This window comes from Shewanella sp. SR44-4, assembly GCF_014163715.1.
Classification (GTDB): Bacteria; Pseudomonadota; Gammaproteobacteria; order Enterobacterales; family Shewanellaceae; genus Shewanella.
The window spans coordinates 1-20556 of sequence record NZ_JACJDU010000016.1; the positions used below are offsets into that span (position 1 = coordinate 1).

Annotated in this window: 16 protein-coding genes and 1 rRNA gene; 10 read left to right on the top strand and 7 right to left on the bottom strand. The window is 41.6% G+C overall.

The annotated features are described in order from the left end of the window. Both rrf and H5125_RS09575 read left to right on the top strand, forming a co-directional pair. Positions 1-99: ribosomal RNA gene (rrf, locus tag H5125_RS09570) — 5S ribosomal RNA — on the top strand; the annotation flags it as partial. A gap of 1051 nt (positions 100-1150) precedes the next feature. Beyond that, entirely contained in the window at positions 1151-3472 is a 2322-nt protein-coding gene (locus H5125_RS09575) for a bifunctional diguanylate cyclase/phosphodiesterase (protein WP_259395431.1), read from the top strand. Here the strand turns inward: H5125_RS09575 and H5125_RS09580 are convergent. Continuing rightward, positions 3438-4412: an alpha/beta fold hydrolase gene (locus H5125_RS09580; RefSeq protein ID WP_182744126.1), complete on the bottom strand. Its 975-nt coding sequence runs from the start codon at positions 4410-4412 to the stop codon at positions 3438-3440. The genes H5125_RS09575 and H5125_RS09580 overlap by 35 nt on opposite strands. A 62-nt stretch (positions 4413-4474) precedes the next feature. Beyond that, entirely contained in the window at positions 4475-6283 is a 1809-nt protein-coding gene (locus H5125_RS09585) for a DUF885 family protein (RefSeq protein ID WP_182744127.1), read from the bottom strand. A 216-nt stretch (positions 6284-6499) separates the two neighbouring features. Between H5125_RS09585 and add the strand changes: the two genes are divergently transcribed. Continuing rightward, positions 6500-7498 carry an adenosine deaminase gene (gene add / locus H5125_RS09590; RefSeq protein WP_101087463.1) on the top strand — a complete coding sequence of 333 codons (999 nt, stop codon included), beginning with the start codon at positions 6500-6502 and terminating at the stop codon, positions 7496-7498. A 73-nt stretch (positions 7499-7571) separates the two neighbouring features. Here add and hemN read toward each other — a convergent pair whose 3' ends face one another. From hemN to H5125_RS09605, 3 genes are all read right to left on the bottom strand, one after another. Beyond that, on the bottom strand, positions 7572-8948 hold the full coding sequence (gene hemN / locus H5125_RS09595) for an oxygen-independent coproporphyrinogen III oxidase (RefSeq protein WP_162021978.1): 1377 nt from the start codon (positions 8946-8948) through the stop codon (positions 7572-7574). 196 nt (positions 8949-9144) lie between these two features. Then, positions 9145-9894 carry an NRDE family protein gene (locus H5125_RS09600; RefSeq protein WP_182744128.1) on the bottom strand — a complete coding sequence of 250 codons (750 nt, stop codon included), beginning with the start codon at positions 9892-9894 and terminating at the stop codon, positions 9145-9147. 55 nt (positions 9895-9949) lie between these two features. After that, entirely contained in the window at positions 9950-11536 is a 1587-nt protein-coding gene (locus H5125_RS09605; RefSeq protein ID WP_259395432.1) for a metal transporter, read from the bottom strand. Between the two features lie 317 nt (positions 11537-11853). On the opposite strand from H5125_RS09605, the gene H5125_RS09610 reads away from it, so the two are divergent. The 3 genes from H5125_RS09610 to H5125_RS09620 all read left to right on the top strand — a co-directional run bounded on the left by H5125_RS09610 (position 11854) and on the right by H5125_RS09620 (position 15821). Beyond that, entirely contained in the window at positions 11854-12450 is a 597-nt protein-coding gene (locus tag H5125_RS09610; protein ID WP_041412685.1) for a YhgN family NAAT transporter, read from the top strand. Positions 12451-12657: 207 nt separating this feature from the next. Next, positions 12658-12975, top strand: coding sequence for a hypothetical protein (locus tag H5125_RS09615; RefSeq protein WP_162021980.1), 318 nt, complete (start codon positions 12658-12660; stop codon positions 12973-12975). Then, positions 12975-15821, top strand: a complete 2847-nt coding sequence (locus tag H5125_RS09620; RefSeq protein ID WP_182744130.1) for an immune inhibitor A domain-containing protein — start codon at positions 12975-12977, stop codon at positions 15819-15821. The genes H5125_RS09615 and H5125_RS09620 overlap by 1 nt, the downstream gene beginning before the upstream one ends. Positions 15822-15911: 90 nt before the next feature. Here H5125_RS09620 and H5125_RS09625 read toward each other — a convergent pair whose 3' ends face one another. Beyond that, positions 15912-16526, bottom strand: a complete 615-nt coding sequence (locus H5125_RS09625; protein ID WP_182744131.1) for a chorismate lyase — start codon at positions 16524-16526, stop codon at positions 15912-15914. Between the two features lie 126 nt (positions 16527-16652). Here H5125_RS09625 and H5125_RS09630 point away from each other — a divergent pair, with 126 nt between their 5' ends. Further along, entirely contained in the window at positions 16653-17054 is a 402-nt protein-coding gene (locus H5125_RS09630; protein WP_101087457.1) for a flagellar basal body-associated protein FliL, read from the top strand. After that, positions 17054-18136, top strand: a complete 1083-nt coding sequence (rlmF, locus tag H5125_RS09635; protein ID WP_182744132.1) for a 23S rRNA (adenine(1618)-N(6))-methyltransferase RlmF — start codon at positions 17054-17056, stop codon at positions 18134-18136. Before H5125_RS09630 ends, rlmF begins: the two co-directional genes overlap by 1 nt. Here rlmF and H5125_RS09640 read toward each other — a convergent pair. Then, entirely contained in the window at positions 18133-18987 is an 855-nt protein-coding gene (locus H5125_RS09640) for a formate dehydrogenase accessory sulfurtransferase FdhD (protein ID WP_182744133.1), read from the bottom strand. The two genes, rlmF and H5125_RS09640, sit on opposite strands and share 4 nt — an antisense overlap. A gap of 347 nt (positions 18988-19334) precedes the next feature. On the opposite strand from H5125_RS09640, the gene H5125_RS09645 reads away from it, so the two are divergent. After that, on the top strand, positions 19335-19802 hold the full coding sequence (locus tag H5125_RS09645) for a DUF3305 domain-containing protein (protein ID WP_182744134.1): 468 nt from the start codon (positions 19335-19337) through the stop codon (positions 19800-19802). Beyond that, positions 19799-20455 (top strand): DUF3306 domain-containing protein, encoded by a 657-nt coding sequence (locus H5125_RS09650; protein WP_182744135.1) that lies wholly within the window; start codon positions 19799-19801, stop codon positions 20453-20455. Before H5125_RS09645 ends, H5125_RS09650 begins: the two co-directional genes overlap by 4 nt. Positions 20456-20556 lie beyond the last annotated feature (101 nt).

Genomic DNA, 20556 nt, shown 5'->3' on the forward strand with positions numbered 1-20556 from the left:
TGTGGCACCACCTGATCCCATTCCGAACTCAGAAGTGAAACACAGTATCGCCGATGGTAGTTTGGGGTCTCCCCATGCGAGAGTAGGTCATTTCCAGGCGCCTAATTGACTCGAAAGAGTAGTGAAACAGCCCGTTACTAACGTAACGGGCTTTTTTACGTCTGCAATTTATAGTGTAGAGTTTGTGATTGGCCAAAACATGACAGCAGTTTGTCGAATATGGCCATGCGTCCCCTTCGGGGATAAAAGAGTAGGTCATTTCCAGGCGCCTAATTGATTCGAAAGAGTCGCGAAACAGCCCGCGATCATATAGCGGGTTTTTTTAGTTCAAAATTTGAGAGTACGGTGGTTGATAGCATCCATCATAGTGCAGACGATATACCCATGCGTCACCTTCGGGGATAATCAAGAGTAGGTCATTTCCAGGCGCCTAATTGACTTGAAAGAGTCGTGACCTGGCGTGATAATCAGGTATTTTTACTTCTGCCATTTACTGACATGCAGGTCTTTAACAATATTTACTTCAGTAAACAAGATGCTAATTTTTTTCACCAGAGTCATTACTGCTAATTCATGGTGATAATGTAAAATATTGTGGAAGATATCATCATTTTTTACATGATATGTAGTAGGTATAAGGCTTTATTGTTTTTTTTTCGAGCAATTATTAATCTTGAAACCAAATTTCGGTATCTGAAAATTGATATAATCTATTGTTAGCATAAGTTGATTTCGTCTGCTGTATATTCCTACCACTTTAACCTTATTGATAATATGCTAGTGGTTTGAGCTGTGTGTCATACTTCATCTGTGTAAATAAAATAACACTTATCCGTTAAACAAGTTAAAGTGTGTAGATCTATTTAAAGTGTTTAATAAATAAAAAGTTTTTATGTCGTATATGCTATTAGGATTCATAACTATTTCTTTACTTATTGATAAGATTACCGCTAGCATATCTTCATATATTTAATTGGGTGGGTCTATTTTGCCTCGGTTGCCAAAACTTTCTCTGTCTCTACTTGTTCCTGCATGTATCTTTATCCTTTACCTTGGCTTGGTATGTGGGGAGTATTTCTATGAGCATGCAGAGCTAAATGATCAGCTTGCATTAAGACAGTCAGAGCAAATACAGAAAGATTTATTTCGAATGCGGCATGTCGTTGAATCATCGCTGTTGACGCATGATTTAGAACGAATAGAGCAGGAGGTTGCTTTAGTTTCAACAGATCAAAACATGATGGTGTATGTGATACTTGATTCGAGTAGTGAAATTCAATTCGCTAATCATATTATTTGGCGAGAAAGTAATGCCACTAACGTGCTAGAAGGTTATTCTGTTGATTTACATAGAATTGTTATCACCAATAATAAACCTTATTTAAAGGTGAATTTGGACCGTTTATCGATTCAGGCTTACTATCCTCTTAATGCTAATTCTCGTTATAGTTATTCAAATTCTGTAGAGCTTATTTATCTAGAATATGACATTGCCAATATTTTATCAGAAGCGGTTGATAGTCTGTTAAAGCGCTTTATAGAGATATGGGGGATTGGTGCTCTATTGTTGTCTTTATTCTGTGTCATGTTGCATTATTTACTGATTAGACCGTTAACTCAATTAAGCCAAGCCGCTAAAAACCTCGACTCTCCTGATTTCAATACTGATATCGTGTGCACATCGACCGAACTAGTTAACTTACGCGATTATTTGAATCAGGTTAATGGCCGGTTATCTCGCAGTAAAAAACGCCTCAATGATGCAGAGCAACGTTGGCTTTTTGTGGTTGAGGGTGCTCGTAATGGTATTTGGGATTGGTGTATTGCTACTGGCGATGTGTTTGTTTCTGATCGTTGGAAAGATATCCTAGGTTATCAACCTTATGAGCTCGATAATGATTATTCTGTTTGGGAGTCGCGTTTACATCGTGATGATAAGGCGCAGGTATTAAATACCTTACAGAATTACATCAGTAATCAACATGAATATTATGAAAGTGTGCATCGTTTACGTCATAAAGATGGACGATATATTTGGATTCTAGATCGTGGCAAAATAGTTGAGTGGGATGAATTAGGACGGCCATTACGAATTATCGGCACAATAACAGATGTTTCTGGTGATGTAAAAAGCCAACATATTACAACCGATAAACAGGGTCATAGTGGTCTTACGGATTTAATTAATCGTGATGTATTAGCCGATCAGCTCTATGATTTACAGGTTCTTAGCCGCAAGACTGGTCAGTTTTCTGCACTGCTTATGATTAATTTAGATAATTTTAAATTAATTAATGATGCTTTGGGTCATCAACTTGGTGATAGATTATTAATGCAGATAGCAGCACGCTTATCTGGCACATTTTCTAGTGCTGGTTTGGTTGCTCGACTTGGCGCGGACGAGTTCGTTATTCTAGCCAAAAATTTTGGTAATGAAATTGATCAAGCAAATAAACGTGCATTAGCATTGGCAAGTGAAGTGAGGCAGTTAATTGGCCGCGGTTACACCATTTCAGATCAAAACTTATCAATTTCAGCTCGGATCGGATTAGTTGTTTTTGATGGTATTGAGTCATTAGAACCTCAAATATTATTGGCCCGTGCAGATAGCGCTCTGGAGCAAGCAAAAGATAGTCGCTCTAATGGTTGCGCTATTTATCAACCGGAATTAGACCAGAATCAAGTGCAACCATTCAAATTACAAAACGAGTTGAAACTGGCTATCCAGAACAAGCAGATGTCATTGGTTTATCAACCCGTTGTTGATCAGGCCGGGCAGCTCAATAGCATTGAAGTACTAATGCGTTGGTATCACCCACAGTACGGATATATTAGCCCTCGTAAGTTTATTGCGTCAGCTGAACTGTCTGATTGTATCTTTGAATTAGAGCTGTGGGCATTAGATCAAGTCTGTGAACTTATTCAAACACTGCAACAGGCAAATGCGACAGTTCCTTTAATGTCATTAAATGTATCTTCACGTCACTTTCATCAAGATCATTTTGTAAACGTAGTGATGAACCGAATCAATGCAGCACATGTCTCTCCTGCATTGTTTCAGTTCGAATTATCTGAAGATGTATTCGTGGTGAACGCAAATGTTGCCAGAAACAAAATAGCTGAGTTACAACGATTTGGTGTCAACATTGCGATGGATAATTTTGGTGGAGGTTCTTGCGCGGTCCATTTATTACAAGGTATTCGTTTTTCACAAGTGAAGTTAGCAGCTGTTTATATTGAGGACATAGAATATAACCCTGAAACCTTTAACATAGTGAATGCCATTGTTGAGTTTGCCACTAAGTTAAACTTCCCTGTAGTGGCTAAACAAGTCGAGAATAAGCAGCAACTCAATTTACTGACCCATGCAAAATGTACTTGGTTTCAAGGCTATATTATCAGCCGCCCATTAGCACATGACGACATTATTCAATTAATTAAGACACAGTTATCTTTGAGTGTTGTGCAATAAAGTCAATGGTATGAGATAGGGCGATATTACGCATGTTATCTTTTTCGATGAACACTTCGTGATATGCGCCTTCAATAATGACTTTATGGCAATGAGTACTTAGTGCTACGTTTTGCGCCTCATTGCAGACAATAGTGTCTCTTTCAGCTTGCAAAATTAGTATCGGAGTTTGGCTGTGCTTAGCGTAGTCAATGCATTTCTCCGCTGCATCCATTGCCTCTAGTAACCAATGGTTAGTCGGTGAGCCTAACTGTGCTTTAGTGGTTTCTTCAAAGATATTGCGATAGTGCTTATAGCGTTGTTGGCTATGAGTGAGTCGGTTGCGTTTAAAGCTGTCTGGTTTGTAATGAGTTCCCCCTATTACAAATGTACTGTGTACTTTATTTGCTTCCAGACGATTAGTATCAAGCTTTTGTGCTAGCCACCGAATGATGGGTTTTGTAAACGGTAATCGAATACCAAACATTGGAGCAGAGAAGACTGCTGCCGTAAACGTATTTGGGTGTTGATTAATGTAATCGCTGGCAATGGTGCATCCCATTGAGTGAGCGATGATAAATAGCTCATCATGCTGTTGTTGGCGTACGACCTGCTCAATAAATTGAGTTAAATCCTCAGTGTAATCGGTAAAGTTGGCAACATAACCCTGATGTGGATTGTGTGTCAGCCGGTCTGATAACCCTTGTCCTCGATGATCTAAAGCGTAAACGCTAAATCCTTGTTGGTATAAATCAAACATCAATTCTTGATATTTTATATAGGATTCAACTCTGCCATTGCTTATCACGATTGCGCGCTGATTGTTTGGATGTTGGATCATCGCATAGGCAATATTTATACCGTCATCAGTACAGAAACTCGATTGGTGTACTTGTTGCCAAAAGTGTCGTTGCTCACTGGTATCGAGCTTTAGTTCTGATGAAAATTTCATGTAATGCATAGTTATTAAGCCAGCTCATTTATATCTAAAGTATTGTGTGTTCGATGTATTTATCTGTCTGATTATCCGTTACTTGCTTGTTTTATTATCGCCTTTTGGCTAGCAATAAACTCATCAACCATTTGTTCTAATACCGACATTGGGATAGAACCATTTTCTAAAATGGCATCATGAAACTTTCGGATATCAAAGTTTTTTCCTAATGCCTTTTCAGCCTTAGCCCGTAACCGTTTTATGGTTAATTCACCAATTTTGTATGACAACGCTTGGCCAGGCCAGGAAATATAGCGATCTATTTCAGTGGTAACGTTGTGCATTGAAAGTGCAGTATTACCGGCCATAAAATCTATCGCTTGTTGGCGGCTCCAACCTTTAGCATGCATGCCGGTGTCGACGACTAAACGCGCCGCACGCCACATCTCATAGGTTAGCCGGCCAAAGTTACTGTATGGGTCTTGATAAAATCCAGCTTCTACGCCTAAATATTCTGAATATAAGCCCCAACCTTCACCAAATGCAGAGATGTAACTGTAACGTCTAAAATTAGGTAAGTCAGTGAGTTCTTTATTGAGTGATATTTGTAAATGGTGCCCAGGCACTGCTTCGTGTAGGGTTAGAGCTTCAAGCTCATAGAGTGGTCGCTTGTCTAAGGCGTAGGTGTTTACCCAATAATAGCCAGGCTCGTCGTCACGGTTTGAACCCGAGTAGCGCCCTGTGGTGTATTTAGGCGCAATTTCAGCAGGTACCGGTGCAATACCATAAGGTGTGCGCGGTAATTTGCCGAAATACTTAGGCAACATGGCATCTGCTTTTTTGGCAATAAATGCTGCTTCTTTAAGTAACTCATCAGCGGTTTTAGGATAAAACTGTGGATCCGTGCGTAAAAACATTAAAAAATCCGCAAAACTGCCTTTAAAGCCAACACCTTTAATTACCTGCTCCATTTCTGATCTTATACGAGCAACTTCTTGTAATCCAAGTTGATGGACTTGTTCAGCTGTCATTGGCAGCGTGGTGTAATACTCAACTCTGTTTTGATAAAACGCAGCGCCATCTGGTAAAGCCGAAGCCGCGATGTCTATTCGTGCGTTGGGAATATACTCCTCAGTCATGAAATTATAAAACTGTTGGTACAGAGGAAGCACGATTTGTTCTACGGTTGTTTTGCCTTGTTGGGTCAGCGTATTTTTTTCTGTTGCGCTAAAATGGTCAGGATAGTGGGTAAACGGAGTAAAGTAGCCGCTGCTCTCAACCGGAACAATAAATGCGCTAATACTGTCTTCAAATCCATTCAGGGTGATTTTTGCCGGAGTAATACCGCTGGCTAAACCTTGTTTGAGCCAATATGTTTGTTGGGCAAAATAACGTGGTAATTGTTCAAGTTTAGCTAAATAGTGCTGATAATCTTCAATACTATTGAAGCGAGCTTTAGCAATAGACGCAATATAAGCATGAAAACCACTTTCAGCTGTTATGGGTAAATAGTGGTCATGAAACCGATACATGTCGACTTCGTTTTGTAGCTGGTCTTGTAAAATCTTAGCATTGATGACATCTGATTTGGATAAGTTTTTCCGGTCAAGCTGCTTAAGTGTATGGAGAATTTTGAGCGTCTGTTGGTTCTTTTCTGCTAATGTTTCTGCAGATAAATCGTCAAGCTTTGCAGCTACTGATGCATCTCCTAAACTGGCGGCTAACTCCGGTGAGTAAGCTAAATTAACCGCCCAACTCTGGTCTATAATCGCTTGTAAATCTCTATCTATCTGCGTTTGTTGGCCAGTGATTGGGGTATCAACCTGAGTCGTGGTTGAATGGCTACTACAACCCAATAAACTTAACATTATCAGTGCAGGTAGGATAAGCAAGCGCATCTATAGTCCTTTATGGTTTAATCTGTTTGTTAGCATTAGAGTATGCCCGATTTAAGTATAAAAAACACATTCCAAATTAGCGTTTGCTTTTTAGTGTGGTAGATTCCAGAAAAAAACATTGGCCATCAGAATTTGTATAAATACATGTTAAACTGAATACGATTCTCTGACCGACAAAATTAAACTAATGGCAGGGTAAGTTTATAGGGGTTAATTATGATAGATAAAACCATTCCGTTGGTTGATTTGCATCGACATTTAGACGGTAATGTTAATGTAAAAACTATTTGGGAATTAGGCCACCAACACGGTATTCAGTTACCCGCTAATTCGCTAGAAGAGCTTGCGCCATTTGTGCAAATCCAAGGGAAAGAGAACAACCTAGTCGATTTTTTGAAGAAACTAGATTGGATGGTCGCGGTATTAGCTGATCTAGATGCTGTAAAGCGTGTTGCTTATGAAAATGTTATTGATGCAGCATCGCAAGGGTTAGATTACGCTGAATTGCGCTTTAGCCCTTATTACATGGCGATGAATCATAATCTGCCCATTGAAGGTGTCGTTGAAGCCGTTATCGATGGTGTACGTGCAGGTGTAAAAGAGCAGGATATTAGCGTTAACCTCATTGGTATTATGTCGCGTTCTTTTGGACAAGAAAAATGCCGCTTAGAACTTGAAGGCATACTTGCCCATCGTGACAGCATTGTGGCGATGGACTTAGCCGGCGATGAACTTGGTTTCCCAGGCGATTTGTTTACTGAGCACTTTAAGCGTGTTCGAGATGCAGGGCTACAAGTTACCGCCCATGCTGGTGAAGCCGCGGGTGCTGAAAGTATGTGGCAAGCCATTAACGTACTGGGTGCAACCCGAATTGGGCATGGCGTGAATGCGATTCATGATCCGAAGTTGATGGAGTATTTGGCCAAGCATCGTATTGGAATTGAATCATGTCCAACTAGCAACTTACATACGTCTACCGTTCAAGATTACGATGTTCATCCACTGCGTAAATTTATGGATGCTGGTGTATTAATTGGTCTTAATACCGATGACCCAGGAGTGAGTGCTATTGATATCGCTCATGAATATCGTGTGGTTAAATCTGAAATGGGTTTCAGTGATAGTCAACTGGCGACATTGCAACGTAATGGGGTTGAAATGGCCTTTATGTCTGACAGTGACCGCAAAGCGTTATACGCTAAAAAAGCGAAGTAAATGGCGAATGTGAGTAAAAAAATAGCCAGCAAATGCTGGCTATTTTTGTATTCTACTTTGCATAAACAGTGAGTTAAATAACCCTTGAAAACTGTTGCTGACGAGCTTTTTGACGATAATATACATCAAAGCACATACAGATATTTCGAATAAGTAGACGACCGGTCGTGCTAACGGTAAGTTTGCGGTCTGTGATATCAACCAATTTATCATTAATGAATGTTTGCAACAGTTTTAGATCTTCAGCAAAATATTCATCAAAGTTAATAGCAAACTTTTGTTCAATTTTATCCATGTCTAAATCAAAATGACAGATAATCTGTTTAATGACCGCGCGACGAATTTCATCATCGTGATTTAAGCTACAGCCTTTCCATAATGCATGACCATTAGCATCAATAGATTCGTAGTATGGACGAATATCTTTTTGATTTTGGGCATAGCAGTCGCCAATTTGGCTGATAGATGATACCCCTAACCCAAGCAAGTCACATTCTTCTTGGGTGGTGTACCCTTGGAAATTACGATGTAATTTGCCGGCATTTTGTAACTTTGCCAACTCATCATTGGGTTTGGCAAAATGGTCCATACCAATAAATTGATAACCCGCATCTGTTAACGATTCTATCGTTTGGCGAAGCATATCTAATTTCTGTTGTGGAGCAGGCATATCATGTTCTTTAATTTTACGTTGTGCAGCAAAACGCGATGGTAAATGTGCATAGTTAAAGACCGATAGACGATCAGGCGATAGCTCAATAATGCGTGCAATGGTTTTTGCAAAGGTTTCTGGCGTTTGCAGCGGTAAACCGTAAATTAAATCAACGTTAGTGGACACGAAACCGAGTTCTTTTGCTCTGGCAATTAAGTCGAAAATAAATTGTTCATCTTGCTCACGGTTAACGGCAATTTGTACTTCTTTATTAAAGTCTTGCACACCAATAGACACCCGGTTAAACCCAGCTTCTTTTAAGGTGTCTAACATGCTGAGTTCTATCTCTCGCGGGTCAACTTCAATTGAGTATTCACCCACGTCAGCAAAATTAAAGTGTTGTTTAATTAGTGCGGTCAGTTTAAGAATTTGTTCAGGGCTTAAAAATGTCGGTGTTCCGCCACCCCAATGCATTTGGGTTACAGTGTAATTTTTGAATAATGGAGCGCGCTTAATAATTTCAGTGGCCAGATATTCAATGTATTGATCTGCTTTATGAGCATGGCGAGTAATAATTTTATTACAACCACAGTAGTAGCAAAGCTTGGCGCAAAAAGGAATATGCACATATAGCGACAGTTTGTCTGACTTACTGTTTTTAATAGATGTCAGTAGATTTTGCTCAGTAAAGGCATCGTCAAACTCTAGTGCGGTCGGGTAAGAAGTATAACGGGGACCGCTGTAATTGTACTTTTCGATCATCGACTGATCCCAACTAATCTGAGTGGGCTGCTTCAAGGCGTGTCCTCCGGGAGTAAATTAGCAACAGGCGAAGTATGCAATGTTCGTGATCAAATAACCTTGATCTAGGTTGTAAAAATGAATGTTGCCTATGGTGATTAGTGAGGTTTAGCGATAGCTGATATGAAATAATGACCAGACTGTGCAGCAGGTCACAGTTTGTGTTTGGCGATTATTTAAGTAAGGCTGGTTTCTAGCCAAGGTTAAAACGTTGAGAGCCTAAATTGCGCGCCTTACCATCGTATCTCACTTCAGTAAGTTGTACTTTACTGCTGCGGTGTTTCAACACAATGCTCGTTGAACGAGTGCCGTATTCCTCATGTTCGATAAAAATAGATGATAGACGCCGTTCCCACTCAAGACTAATGCCTGTTTGAGGTAAATCTTGATCTTTGGGTTGAGAAGTATCGCGCATGATATTGAGTAATTGGTCTATGCAAGGTGATTGCATTTGTTTGATATAGCTTTGTAGCTGTTGCTGACCTTTAGCCATTTTAGGCCATATATCATCCAGCGCACCGTTACTCACAGCATGAAAACCAGGCTTAAGCAAAGTGGTCGTTAAGGTTTTACTGTTAAAGCAATGGAGTTGATTGTGCTGTTCGAAGACTAAATTAAACGGATTGTAGTTTATCGAGTGTTCAGTTAACCATTGGCTATTGATGTGTTGTTTGGTTAGCGCGTCAACGACTAACTCTCCACGACTGCGAACGCCATCTTGCTGTTCGATTGCTCGAATATTGGTTAGCCCAGCAAATTGACCCTGTTCATTAATTCCTAACCAAGTACCGCCGGCTTGTTTATCTTGCCCTGCGATAATGATTGGTGTTGTTGCCCAACGATAGGCGGGTTCGGTTGCTCTGTGATGAAATTCATCGCGGTTAGCACAGACAATTAAGGGGTAATCTGGATGCGCCTCAACGGCAATAAATAAAATACACATGACTGCCCCTTAAAAGTATCGACACCGCCATGATAACCTAATAAATCGATTATGATTAATGATGATGTTTATGTGTCGAAGTTGACTCGTGATGATGTGCAACCTTTGTGTCTGAATGATGGCCGTGGTCATGGCTATGTGGTGCTGATTTTAGGTTGATCATCAAACGGCTTAAAAATTTTCGAGGTCCAAGTCGCAATAAGCTGGCGCCAAACAATAAAACGATTGCCACTAGACCAAGTATATTGGCCGCCTCAGGTAACTGTAATGTTAATGATGAGCTCAGAGTGAGTTGATCTGCCACCATTAATCCTACCAGTAAAATCCCGCCTAACATGAGTCCTTGTTTCCAATTCATTAACTTCAACTGGCCGATGCTGAGTACCGGCGCAGCGAGTAAAGTAAATGCCACTGCAATTTGGCTCCAACCACTGTAAGCCAAGGCAAGCGCCAAAATTACCGTGCCTAAATTACAAAAACGCATCGGTAAAAAGACTAATAGCAAAATAAATACCTGTAATGCGGGGTTCTCAAGCGGAACAGAGGGATGACCTATTAGGTTTGCTAATACTAAGCTAAGGATAATCCAGGGGGCACTTCGGTCGACTAATTGGTTAAAGCCAAAGCGCCAAGGTGACTCAGAAAGTGTTGGGTGCGGATCTGTTATATCAACTTTTGTCAGCGTCATTAGTGCCCCAATAGCTAATAGCCCTAATATTTGGTAAAGCGCAAACCAAGGGCCCAATAGTAATAAGGTAATTAACAATGCTTCAGGACCCGCTAGACGCTGCAACCAACGTAACCCTAGGGAAGGATGAGATGGGCGTAATCCAGCAGCAAACCTAGCGGTGGCGATAAAATAACTGCCTAATAAAATAGGAGAAATAGTCAGCAACCAACTAACGAATTGCTCTGAACCATGGTCTTTATGAGCGTGTTCATGGCCACCAGTATCCATCAGTAGCAGTAGGGCTAATAACCCTAAACCTAATAGGCTGCCAATGCCTGCTTGGTATTGATATTGACCTTGCTTGTCTTCTTGTTGATGACCATGAGGTTGATGTAATACCACGTGTAAAATAGAACCGGTAACAAAGGCTTGCAAGTAAACCGTGTTTTCAAGACTTAATTGAGTTAACAAATGTTCGCCAGCAAAGTAGCCGACGCTGGTTAATACCATCATTGCAGCTAAAACGGCGCTAGCCCATCGAGTGCCGACTTGAGGTTTGAGTAACCACCAAATAGCGACGCCAACAGGTAGGCGGTGCATGATCACGCCTAAGGCTAGAAGTGTCGAATTGCCCTCTTGTTGTGCCAATACCATCGCTCCACCGTCTGTAATGGTGTGCAGTAATAGTCCGCCAATGCCGAGTGTGAGGGTGATGTTGTGGGTGATTTCTGAATATCGATGAAACAGTTTTTCACTGGCTGTCGGGCCCCAAACGCCAAGCATGACAAACAATAGCGTGATAAACCCACCATGCTCCAACAGTTCTGGCAAAATATGAATGAGCACCAATCCGCCAAGGGAGACGAATATAAATCCATCTAGGCCTTTTTGTAATCCGCTACCTGATGAAAAGAAGCGATAAAAAAGTGGCCCAAACAGCAGTGCAATACAGCTAGCGATTAGATAGAGCATGTTATCCAGAAATAAATCGAAAAAAACAACGCAGTATACCATTTTAAACCAGTATTGTAGCGTGTGAATATCTCAAGCTGAAAAATTTACTTAGAACCTATAGAGAATGCAGATCTAGTCATTGACGTTAAAGCCAAAAACCTTTTTCGGGTCATCACTTTGGCAAGCGTATGTGGCTATTTTTGATGAGGCATTATTCACTATTTTTAACAACTAACGCCTTGTAATCATCAATAAACTGGCTGTTTTCATCGCTTATGTTACTGCGTTGGGTATACAATGTAGCCCATATTTTGTTAATTAAAAGATTGTTGTCCATGGATATTTTTTCTGCAGCCGTCATGTTGTTCTTGATTATGGATCCGCTGGGTAATTTACCTATATTCGCTTCCATACTGCGGCATATTGATCCCAAAAAACGCCGTAAAGTCTTAATCCGCGAACTGCTGTTTGCGTTGGTTATCATGTTGTCGTTTTTGTATGCTGGTGAAGCTATTCTTAACTTTCTGAACTTACGTTCTGAATCCGTAAGCATTGCGGGCGGCATTATCTTGTTCTTAATCGCGATTAAAATGATCTTCCCTTCGCCGGGGGGCGTGGCTGGATTAGCTGCTGGTGAAGAGCCTTTTATTGTTCCGATGGCTATCCCGCTAATGGCTGGTCCATCTATTCTAGCGGCCTTGATCCTATTGGCGCACACAGATAGCAGCCGCATGACCGATTGGACTATTGCGTTGGTCTCAGCATGGGGCATGAGTGCCGTTATTTTAATGTTCTATAAGTTGTTTACTCGTATCCTTGGTGAGAAAGGCTTAATCGCGGTAGAGCGACTCATGGGGATGGTATTGGTGATGATATCAGTACAAATGTTACTGGATGGAATATCAAATTATATCAACTCCACGGTGAATTAAGCTAAATTGTTATAGATAAGCATTGCGCTAAGTAACTGCAGTAAGCCGACTTAACCGAGTCGGCTTGCTGCTTTTTGACGCTGGGTCAATAGCCATTTGTATTAATTTTTAATCGAATAGATTTATTTACATTAAAGAATGTCTAATTTAATTGTAACCCTGTGGTTGCAACTGTTAATGTCATGTAATTATTGTTTGGGGTGAATTATGAAATATATTATCGTCATGTTGGGGCTTGTTTTTATGACCTTGCAAGGGTGTCAAAATCAGTCAGCAGCATCAAAGGTAGACGAACAAGCAGCCACTGTAGTGGTAACCAAACCATTAATTAAAGATTGTGGTCCAAGTGCGATGCCACCTTTACTTGATCGCACCAAATTAACTGAAAATTTGCGCAAGAAAGGGCTCATCACCGCGGACATGGATCAAGCACAAATAGATAAAATTGTTGCTGATTATATAACTAAACGCCAAAAAGCATTTGAAAAATGCCATAAACCAACACCAAATACAGGTAAGTCGTAATGAGTAAGTTGACTAAATATCAAGGGTTAGCCGTTTCATCTTTATTGCTTGCATGTAGCAGCATGGCTGTTGCTGCTCCACAAACCGGTACACCTGCAGATGCAGGGCTAATTAATGAACAACAAGTATTGTATTGGTTAATTAAACGCGGCGAAGTGAGTGTTGATGCCAGCGAAGCTGAAAAACAAGCTGCTGTAGATGCTTTTGTAAGCCGTGGTCGAAATGCTACTTTTAAACCTGCTGCCATTGAAGTGAAAGCGGAACAATTACGCATTAAACGCTCAGCGCAAAAAAACACTAAAAATGTTCAATATACCGCAGCAAATAACAAAGTTTTAGCCGATCAAGATATTACTAAAACGGTAAAGGTGTTAGCTGTATTGGTAGACTTTCCTGATTTACCTCACGATGCTAACCAGCTTAACGTAGGTGATACGGACATGTATTACAGCAGCTACCCAACATCACATTATCAGCAACTGCTATTTTCAAAAACCGGTTTTACAGGCCCAAGTAATCAAACCCTGCAATCGGCTTATCAGTATTTTCAGGCGGTGTCTGGCAATAGTTTTTATTTTACTGGCCAAGTGCAAGACTGGTTTACCGCAGACAATAATGCCGCTTATTATGGTGGCAATGACTCCGATGACAATGATAATGCGGTACCCGAGCTAGTAAAAGAAGCCGTCACCAAAGCAGTAAGCGGTATGAGTGATACTGAACTTGAAAGCTATGATATTGAAGACCCTTTCGATATCGATGGCGACGGTAATTATGATGAAGCAGACGGTATTATCGATCACGTGATGCTGTTTCATTCAAGCATCGGTGAAGAAGCTGGTGGTGGAGTATTAGGTGAGGATGCCATTTGGTCGCATCGTTTTTATGTCGATTCAAATACCAATGGTTATATTATTCCTGGTCGCTCCCTTAAGGTATTCGGTTACACCGTGCAGCCAATCGATGCAGCGGCTGGAGTATGCACCCACGAGTTTGGTCATGACTTAGGCTTACCAGATGAGTACGACACCACTAATAGTGGTGATGGTTCACCTGTAGGTGCTTGGTCATTGATGTCTGGCGGTAGCTGGACCGGTAGTATTGCTGGTGCTCAACCAAGTGGGTTTAGCCCATATGCAAAATCTTTCTTACAGCAAAAATACAAGGGTAAGTGGGTTAATGAGCAGCATATATCTCTGGCCGATTTAACCAGTAGCGGTACCGCTGTGCAACTTAACCATGCCGTCAATACTGATGCCGTAAACCAGCTATCTATAGCACTACCCGCTGAGGCTGTTGCTTTTAAAGCACCACTAACGGGTCAATATCAGTATTATTCGGGTCAGGGTAATATGATCAATAATGCCATGTCATTTGATGTGACCTTACCATTAGATACGCCATTAGCATTATCATTTCAAGCCCATTGGGATATTGAAGACGATTATGATTATGTGCAGGTGTTGGTTGATAGCGTTGCTATAGAAGGTAACTACACAAATAGTACAAATTCAATTTACCCTACGGTAAAACACTCTATTAGCGGTAAATCGAGCGACATTAGTACCGCTTATGGAAGCGATGCCTGGGTTGATCTAATATTTGATTTGAGTGCATATGCCGGTCGTGATGTGCAAATCAGCGTGGTCTATAAAACCGATGAGGCCGTTGGTGATTATGGTATGGCGATTGATGATATTCAATTAACTAATCAAGGCACGGCATTTTATATCGATGGCGCCGAATCAAGCGGCATTGCAACGCTATCCGGTTTTAGCCGAATTGAAGACAGTCTTGCTGGTAAAGCGAGACGTTACATTGTGCAATTACGCAGCCACCAAGGTGTAGACGCTGGGCTGGTTTATGACAAATACGAACCCGGTGTGCTGTTATGGTTAGAAAACTTTAATCAAACCGATAACAATGTGTCAGAACATCCTGGAAAAGGGTTAATTGGCGTGGTCGATGCAGACCAAAATTTGATTGGCAGTCAATCTACTGATGTGCAAATTCGCGATGCAGCATTTAGCTTATTTGCTCAAAGTTCATACAGTGGTGATAGCCACTTAGCCGCCGAGCCGCTATTTGACGACAATCGTGATTACAGCGCGCCGCTAAAACCACAGGCTGGGCTGATATTGCCTGAGTTAGGCCTAACCATGCAAGTCACAGAGCAAGCAACAGACAGCAGTACTGCAACCGTTGAATTTGCTTTGTCTGACAGCAGCGTGCTACCACCGGTGACACTTGTCGCCGACATTAATGCACAAGCAACCGGTGCAGATGTTAGTTTTAATGTGGTCGTGAGTGGCGGCACTGATTACACTTATACATGGTCGTTTGGCGTGAATAATGCCACCAGTACCGATACTGCCCCTAGCTATACTTATTCCACATCGGGTGATTATAACGTCAGTGTTATTGTTACCGATGGCGCGGGTAATACCGTGACAGCAACCGACGTCGTCCGAGTGGTTATTCTGCCAATAGCTGCTTTTACTTTATTACCGACGAACTTAACTGTGGCTCTGACAAACACCTCCAGCCAAGGTTTTGGTAACTTGACTTATCAATGGAATTTTGGCGATAGCAATACTAGTACCGCTCAAAACCCAAGTCATACCTATACAGCCGCTGGCAGTTATACTATTACCTTAAAGACCACAGATTCTCAGGGTAACGAGTCGACAGCCAGTCAAACAATCACAGTATCGTCGCCAATAGTGGCAGTGACTACCCCAACCCCAACCACAACCACAACAGATAGTGGTAGTAGCGGTGGTAGTTTGGGGTGGTTAAGTGTATTAATGCTCGGTCTATTGGGCTATCAGCGCAAACGAGTTTAATCTCTCGTAGCAAACAACAGAAACGCCCATAAGGGCGTTTTTTATTTTGATTACTGAGTTAGGTTTACAAGATGCTGAGTAGCATTAACCTTAAGTGCTTTGATTGATATACTCGACAGCCGCAGGCAGAAATATTTCGCTGACAATAAGCTGTGAACCGTGCAAGTTAAAGTAACGTCTACGCCCCCATAAACTACTGTTAACCTGTTGATTTAAGCTGGTGGCTAGTGCTGCTAAACGGCCACAGGTTTCAAACTGAGCGACTTCAATATTGCCGGGAGTAATGTCTGGGCTATTAAACAATAACTCACCTAAAGGTCGGGTGCCAAGGCGAGTAAAATCATTCTGTTGATTGCGAATCTGTTTATCATCAGCATTTTGATTATTAGGGGATTGAGTGCCTAAAATAGTCTGTGGGATCAGTGTGCGGGCAAATACCCAAGGGGTGCCGTCAAGACACAATAATACTTCGCGGACCCAAACAGGGTTAGTTTGAGCAGGAAATTCATCTGCTAGAGGCTCAAGTAAATGCTCGCCTAACACTTTCACTTCAAAGTGTTTGCAGTGTGTCTTGAGGCGCTGGGTCAAACTTCCGGTTGCTAATAGCCACTCTTTAAGTTGGCTATGAGGCAATGAATCGATCTTTTGTGGCGAAAACCAATGAATTGATTCACCATAAGGAAAGCTAATACTGGTCACGTTCATCTAAAACTCGTTACAATATATCTCAACGGCAGTAGTCTATCATGTCAAAGATGAGCAAACACTCTTAGGGAGTGGGCACGATGGCTTATTTAATTAACGTTCCACATTGAAAGGGTGTCTCTCACTATGAAAAAATTGGTTTCAACGTTAGTTATGCTGTGTTGTTTCGCATTTAATGTCCATGCCGCTGATGAACCAGCCCTCGAAGATTATGCTTATTACGGTTTTGAGCCAGATATTGTGACTAACTATATTTCTAACCGTAAAAAGTTAGGTTTTGTTAAAATCAGTGTCGAATTGATGGTAAAAGATCCGAACGATTTAATGAGCTTAGAACATCATGATCCTTTATTACGCTCGGCCATTGTTGAAATTTTGGGTAATCAGTCAGAAGAAAAGGTTAAATCCTTATCTGGTCGTGAAGAGATCCGCCGTGAATGCTATGAGACAGTCAACCGCCTTATGGAACAAGAAGTCGGTCGCTCTATTGTGGTTAACTTATTATTTACTAAATATTTATACGATTAATGACCCGTTCAACGACTCCTCCGATGCGAGCCAAGCATAATGCAGCTAAGCGCTCGCCAAGCCGATCCGCTACCAAGGTTAATCCTGTTTCTGTGAAGCCTAACAAGCCAGTGTTATCAAAATCATTGCATCCGCGTAATGCCCATCTACAGGGTTATGACTTTGCTGCATTGATCGTTGCTATGCCAGCACTAGCCGCTTTTGTTCGGCCAAATCCTTATGGTAATCCTTCCATTGATTTTGCTGACCCAAAAGCGGTAAAAAGCCTCAATGCAGCATTATTGCTGAGCGAATATCATATTAACGGTTGGGATATTCCTGAAGGATATTTATGCCCGCCAGTCCCTGGGCGTGTGGACTATTTGCATTACATTGCTGATTTATTAGCGGTTAAAGGCAAAGTAGTCAAAGGGGCAAGTATTCGAGGGTTAGACATCGGCACTGGTGCCAATGGAATTTATCCATTGCTGGGTATTCAAGCCTACGGTTGGCAATTTGTGGCGTCAGATATTGATCCTGTGTCTATCGACAATGTTGCTAAAATTGCTCAGCAAAACGCCCAGATTACCACGCATTTACAGTTAAGATTACAGCCGCAACCTGAGCATATATTTAAGAATATCATCGCTGCAGATGAACGGTTTGATGTCACCTTGTGTAATCCACCGTTTCATCGCTCACTCGCTGAAGCTTCCGAAGGTTCATTACGGAAAGTCAAAAATTTAGCCAAAAGCCAGCAACAAAAACATGGTCAACAATCGCGTAAGTTAGCGGTTAGTCAGGCTAAACCGACGCTTAATTTTGGCGGTCAAAAAGCCGAGTTATGGTGTGATGGTGGTGAGCAAAAATTCTTAGCCAACATGATCAAGCAAAGCCATGATTATGCCAACCAAGTGCTATGGTTTACGTCACTTGTGTCAAAGTCGGACAATCTCAAACCTTGTTATCAACTACTTAAACAGCTTAATGCTGTGGAAGTCAAAACCATCGAGATGACACAAGGTAATAAAACGACCCGTATTTTAGCGTGGAGCTTTTTAACCCCAGCAATACGCCAACAATGGGCCACATTACGTCCTTAATCTTTAGTGGCATCAAACTCAATCGTTTCACTGCCGTGATACACCAAAAAATGTCGCCCTTTAGCACGAGCTATCAAGGTAATGCCCATTTGTTTGGCCAAATCTAGGCCCATTTGGGTAACGCCACTGCGTGACAACAATACTGGTATGCCCATTTTGGCGACTTTGATGACCATTTCTGATGTTAATCTGCCTGTAGTGTAGAAAATCTTATCGTGTCCCGTTTGCTGATCTAACCACATATCTCCCGCCAACGTATCAACGGCATTGTGGCGGCCAACATCTTCAACAAATGCTAAAATTTGTTCGTCTTGGCATATTCCGCAACCATGCACAGCGCCGGCATTTTTGTAGGTTTCATTATAAGCATTGATATTGCCGAGTAAGGCATAAATAGTCGATTGTTTGAGTGATGGAGTAGGTAAATCAATCTCATCCAAGCCTTGTAAAAATCCACCGTAAACAGTGCCTTGGCCACAACCGGACGTCACTGTTTTTTCAGACAATTTCTGCTCAATATCTTCAGATATCTCTTGGGTTATCACCGCCGCTGAGCTGACTTCCCAATCAACGATAACCGATTCTAATAGACTTAACTCGCTAATAAACCCCTGGTTTTTTAAGTAGCCAATAGTGAGTGACTCTGGTTTAGCCCCCAATGTCATTAAGGTTACGATGGGGCGCCAATTTAAATATACGGTTAATGGTCGTTCGCAAGCGACAAATTTATCGACGACCTGGCCTTGTTCGTTGATGGCTTTAACTGCAATGGTGAGCGGAACCTGCGTGTTGGTTTTAACAAACTTTATTGCATTGCGCTGCAAAGATGTGGCTGAAACAGATTGAGTCATAAGCGAGATAGCCTCTTAGTGGGTCATTCATAGATTGAAAGAATAGGCAGAGTTTGCCTGCTTCAACACCTGATGATCATAGCAATTATTATTCCCTAAACTGAAAACAACTTGTCTAAGCGTGATCTGGCGCAAATCTTCACAAATTCAATGAATTTGGCGCGTATTAATGTCCCACCTAAAATTGCACTGTGGACATATTGTCCTATTCTTAGGAGGGATTTCGGGATCTAGTTCAAAGTTAATTTTACTTTTTAGTTGGCATCATTTTTGCTCCTATTTTAGTTATAAACAAATCAATCAAGTGTATTTCAATACACATATTCATGTCAGAGGTAAGCATTACCATGCAACACACCGACACGATTTGGCCAATGTATGTTTCATTGAAAAAGGTTCAAACCCAAGTAGGGCGCTGGACATCTGTTCGCTGGGAGCTGGATCAAATGGTTCCAGCAACAGAGCAGCAACCAGACAATTCTGTTTTGGTGCCACTGGAATTGTACAAAGATCAACGTGGTAGTTATCGCATCAATCTCGATATGGATAATGCAACACTCTTTATTGTGTGCGATGAATTGATTGATGGCACATGGGTGCCTGCGATGATCTCTGCCGATCAACACGTGAGTGCCGGTTGCCTAGAATCAGATACACCAGTGCTCAATATTCCCATGCCTAGCGCCATTGCCTGTTGGATAGAGGCATTCATCACTCGTCACGGCGAAGTGGAAATCAGCGCTCATAGACGCAAGCATGTTAACCGCCGTAAAAATGAAGGGCCGAGCGTGAATCGCTCTGGAAATATGCAATGAGCGATAAAGCAGAAGGTCTTCTTAACCGTTGGGAAATTAGGCGTCAGCGGGTTGCTGAAGAGGCTAAACAAGAAGAGTTGTTGCAACAGGCACAAGAAAAGCCTGATGACTTCAACATACTAACAGCTGAACCAATCGAAGACGTTAGCGTTATAGATGCGGATGAGGTGGCAGAGCCAGAAGTATTACCAGACCCAAACTCGATTGAAGTAGGTGGCAGTTTTGCCCGCTTTATGGCCAAAAGTGTCGACCCAACGACTAAAGCTGCTGCGCTACGAGCATTATGGAAACAGCCACAATATGGTCATATCGATGGGCTGCTTGAATATGCATTGGATTATACCAATCAACCGCTATTGTCAGCGGATGTATCTGCAGAGTTGGCCAGTAAAGTGTTTCGATATGTCATTGAAAAAGAAAAGCCTGAGCCAGAATTAGATGCTGACTTAGCGCCAACTGACTTAGCTGACCCCGCTGAATTAGCACCAAACGAATTAGCCGAACAAACCGACTCGATAGCCGAAGAGGACTCAATCGATTTAGCCGATAATGATGCCACAACGATTGCGGCGTTATCGCAAGCAGAACAACCGCTTTACCAGGATGATGATCTGCTAAAGCAAGCTGTCGCCAGTGATGAGGCGAAAGCGTAATAACGACACCGTCACAAGATGAATATGACATAAATAAAAGTCGTTAGTTACAGATTTAGAACAAGTTAATGTCAATCTATTACGTGCAATAAGCGTGAACA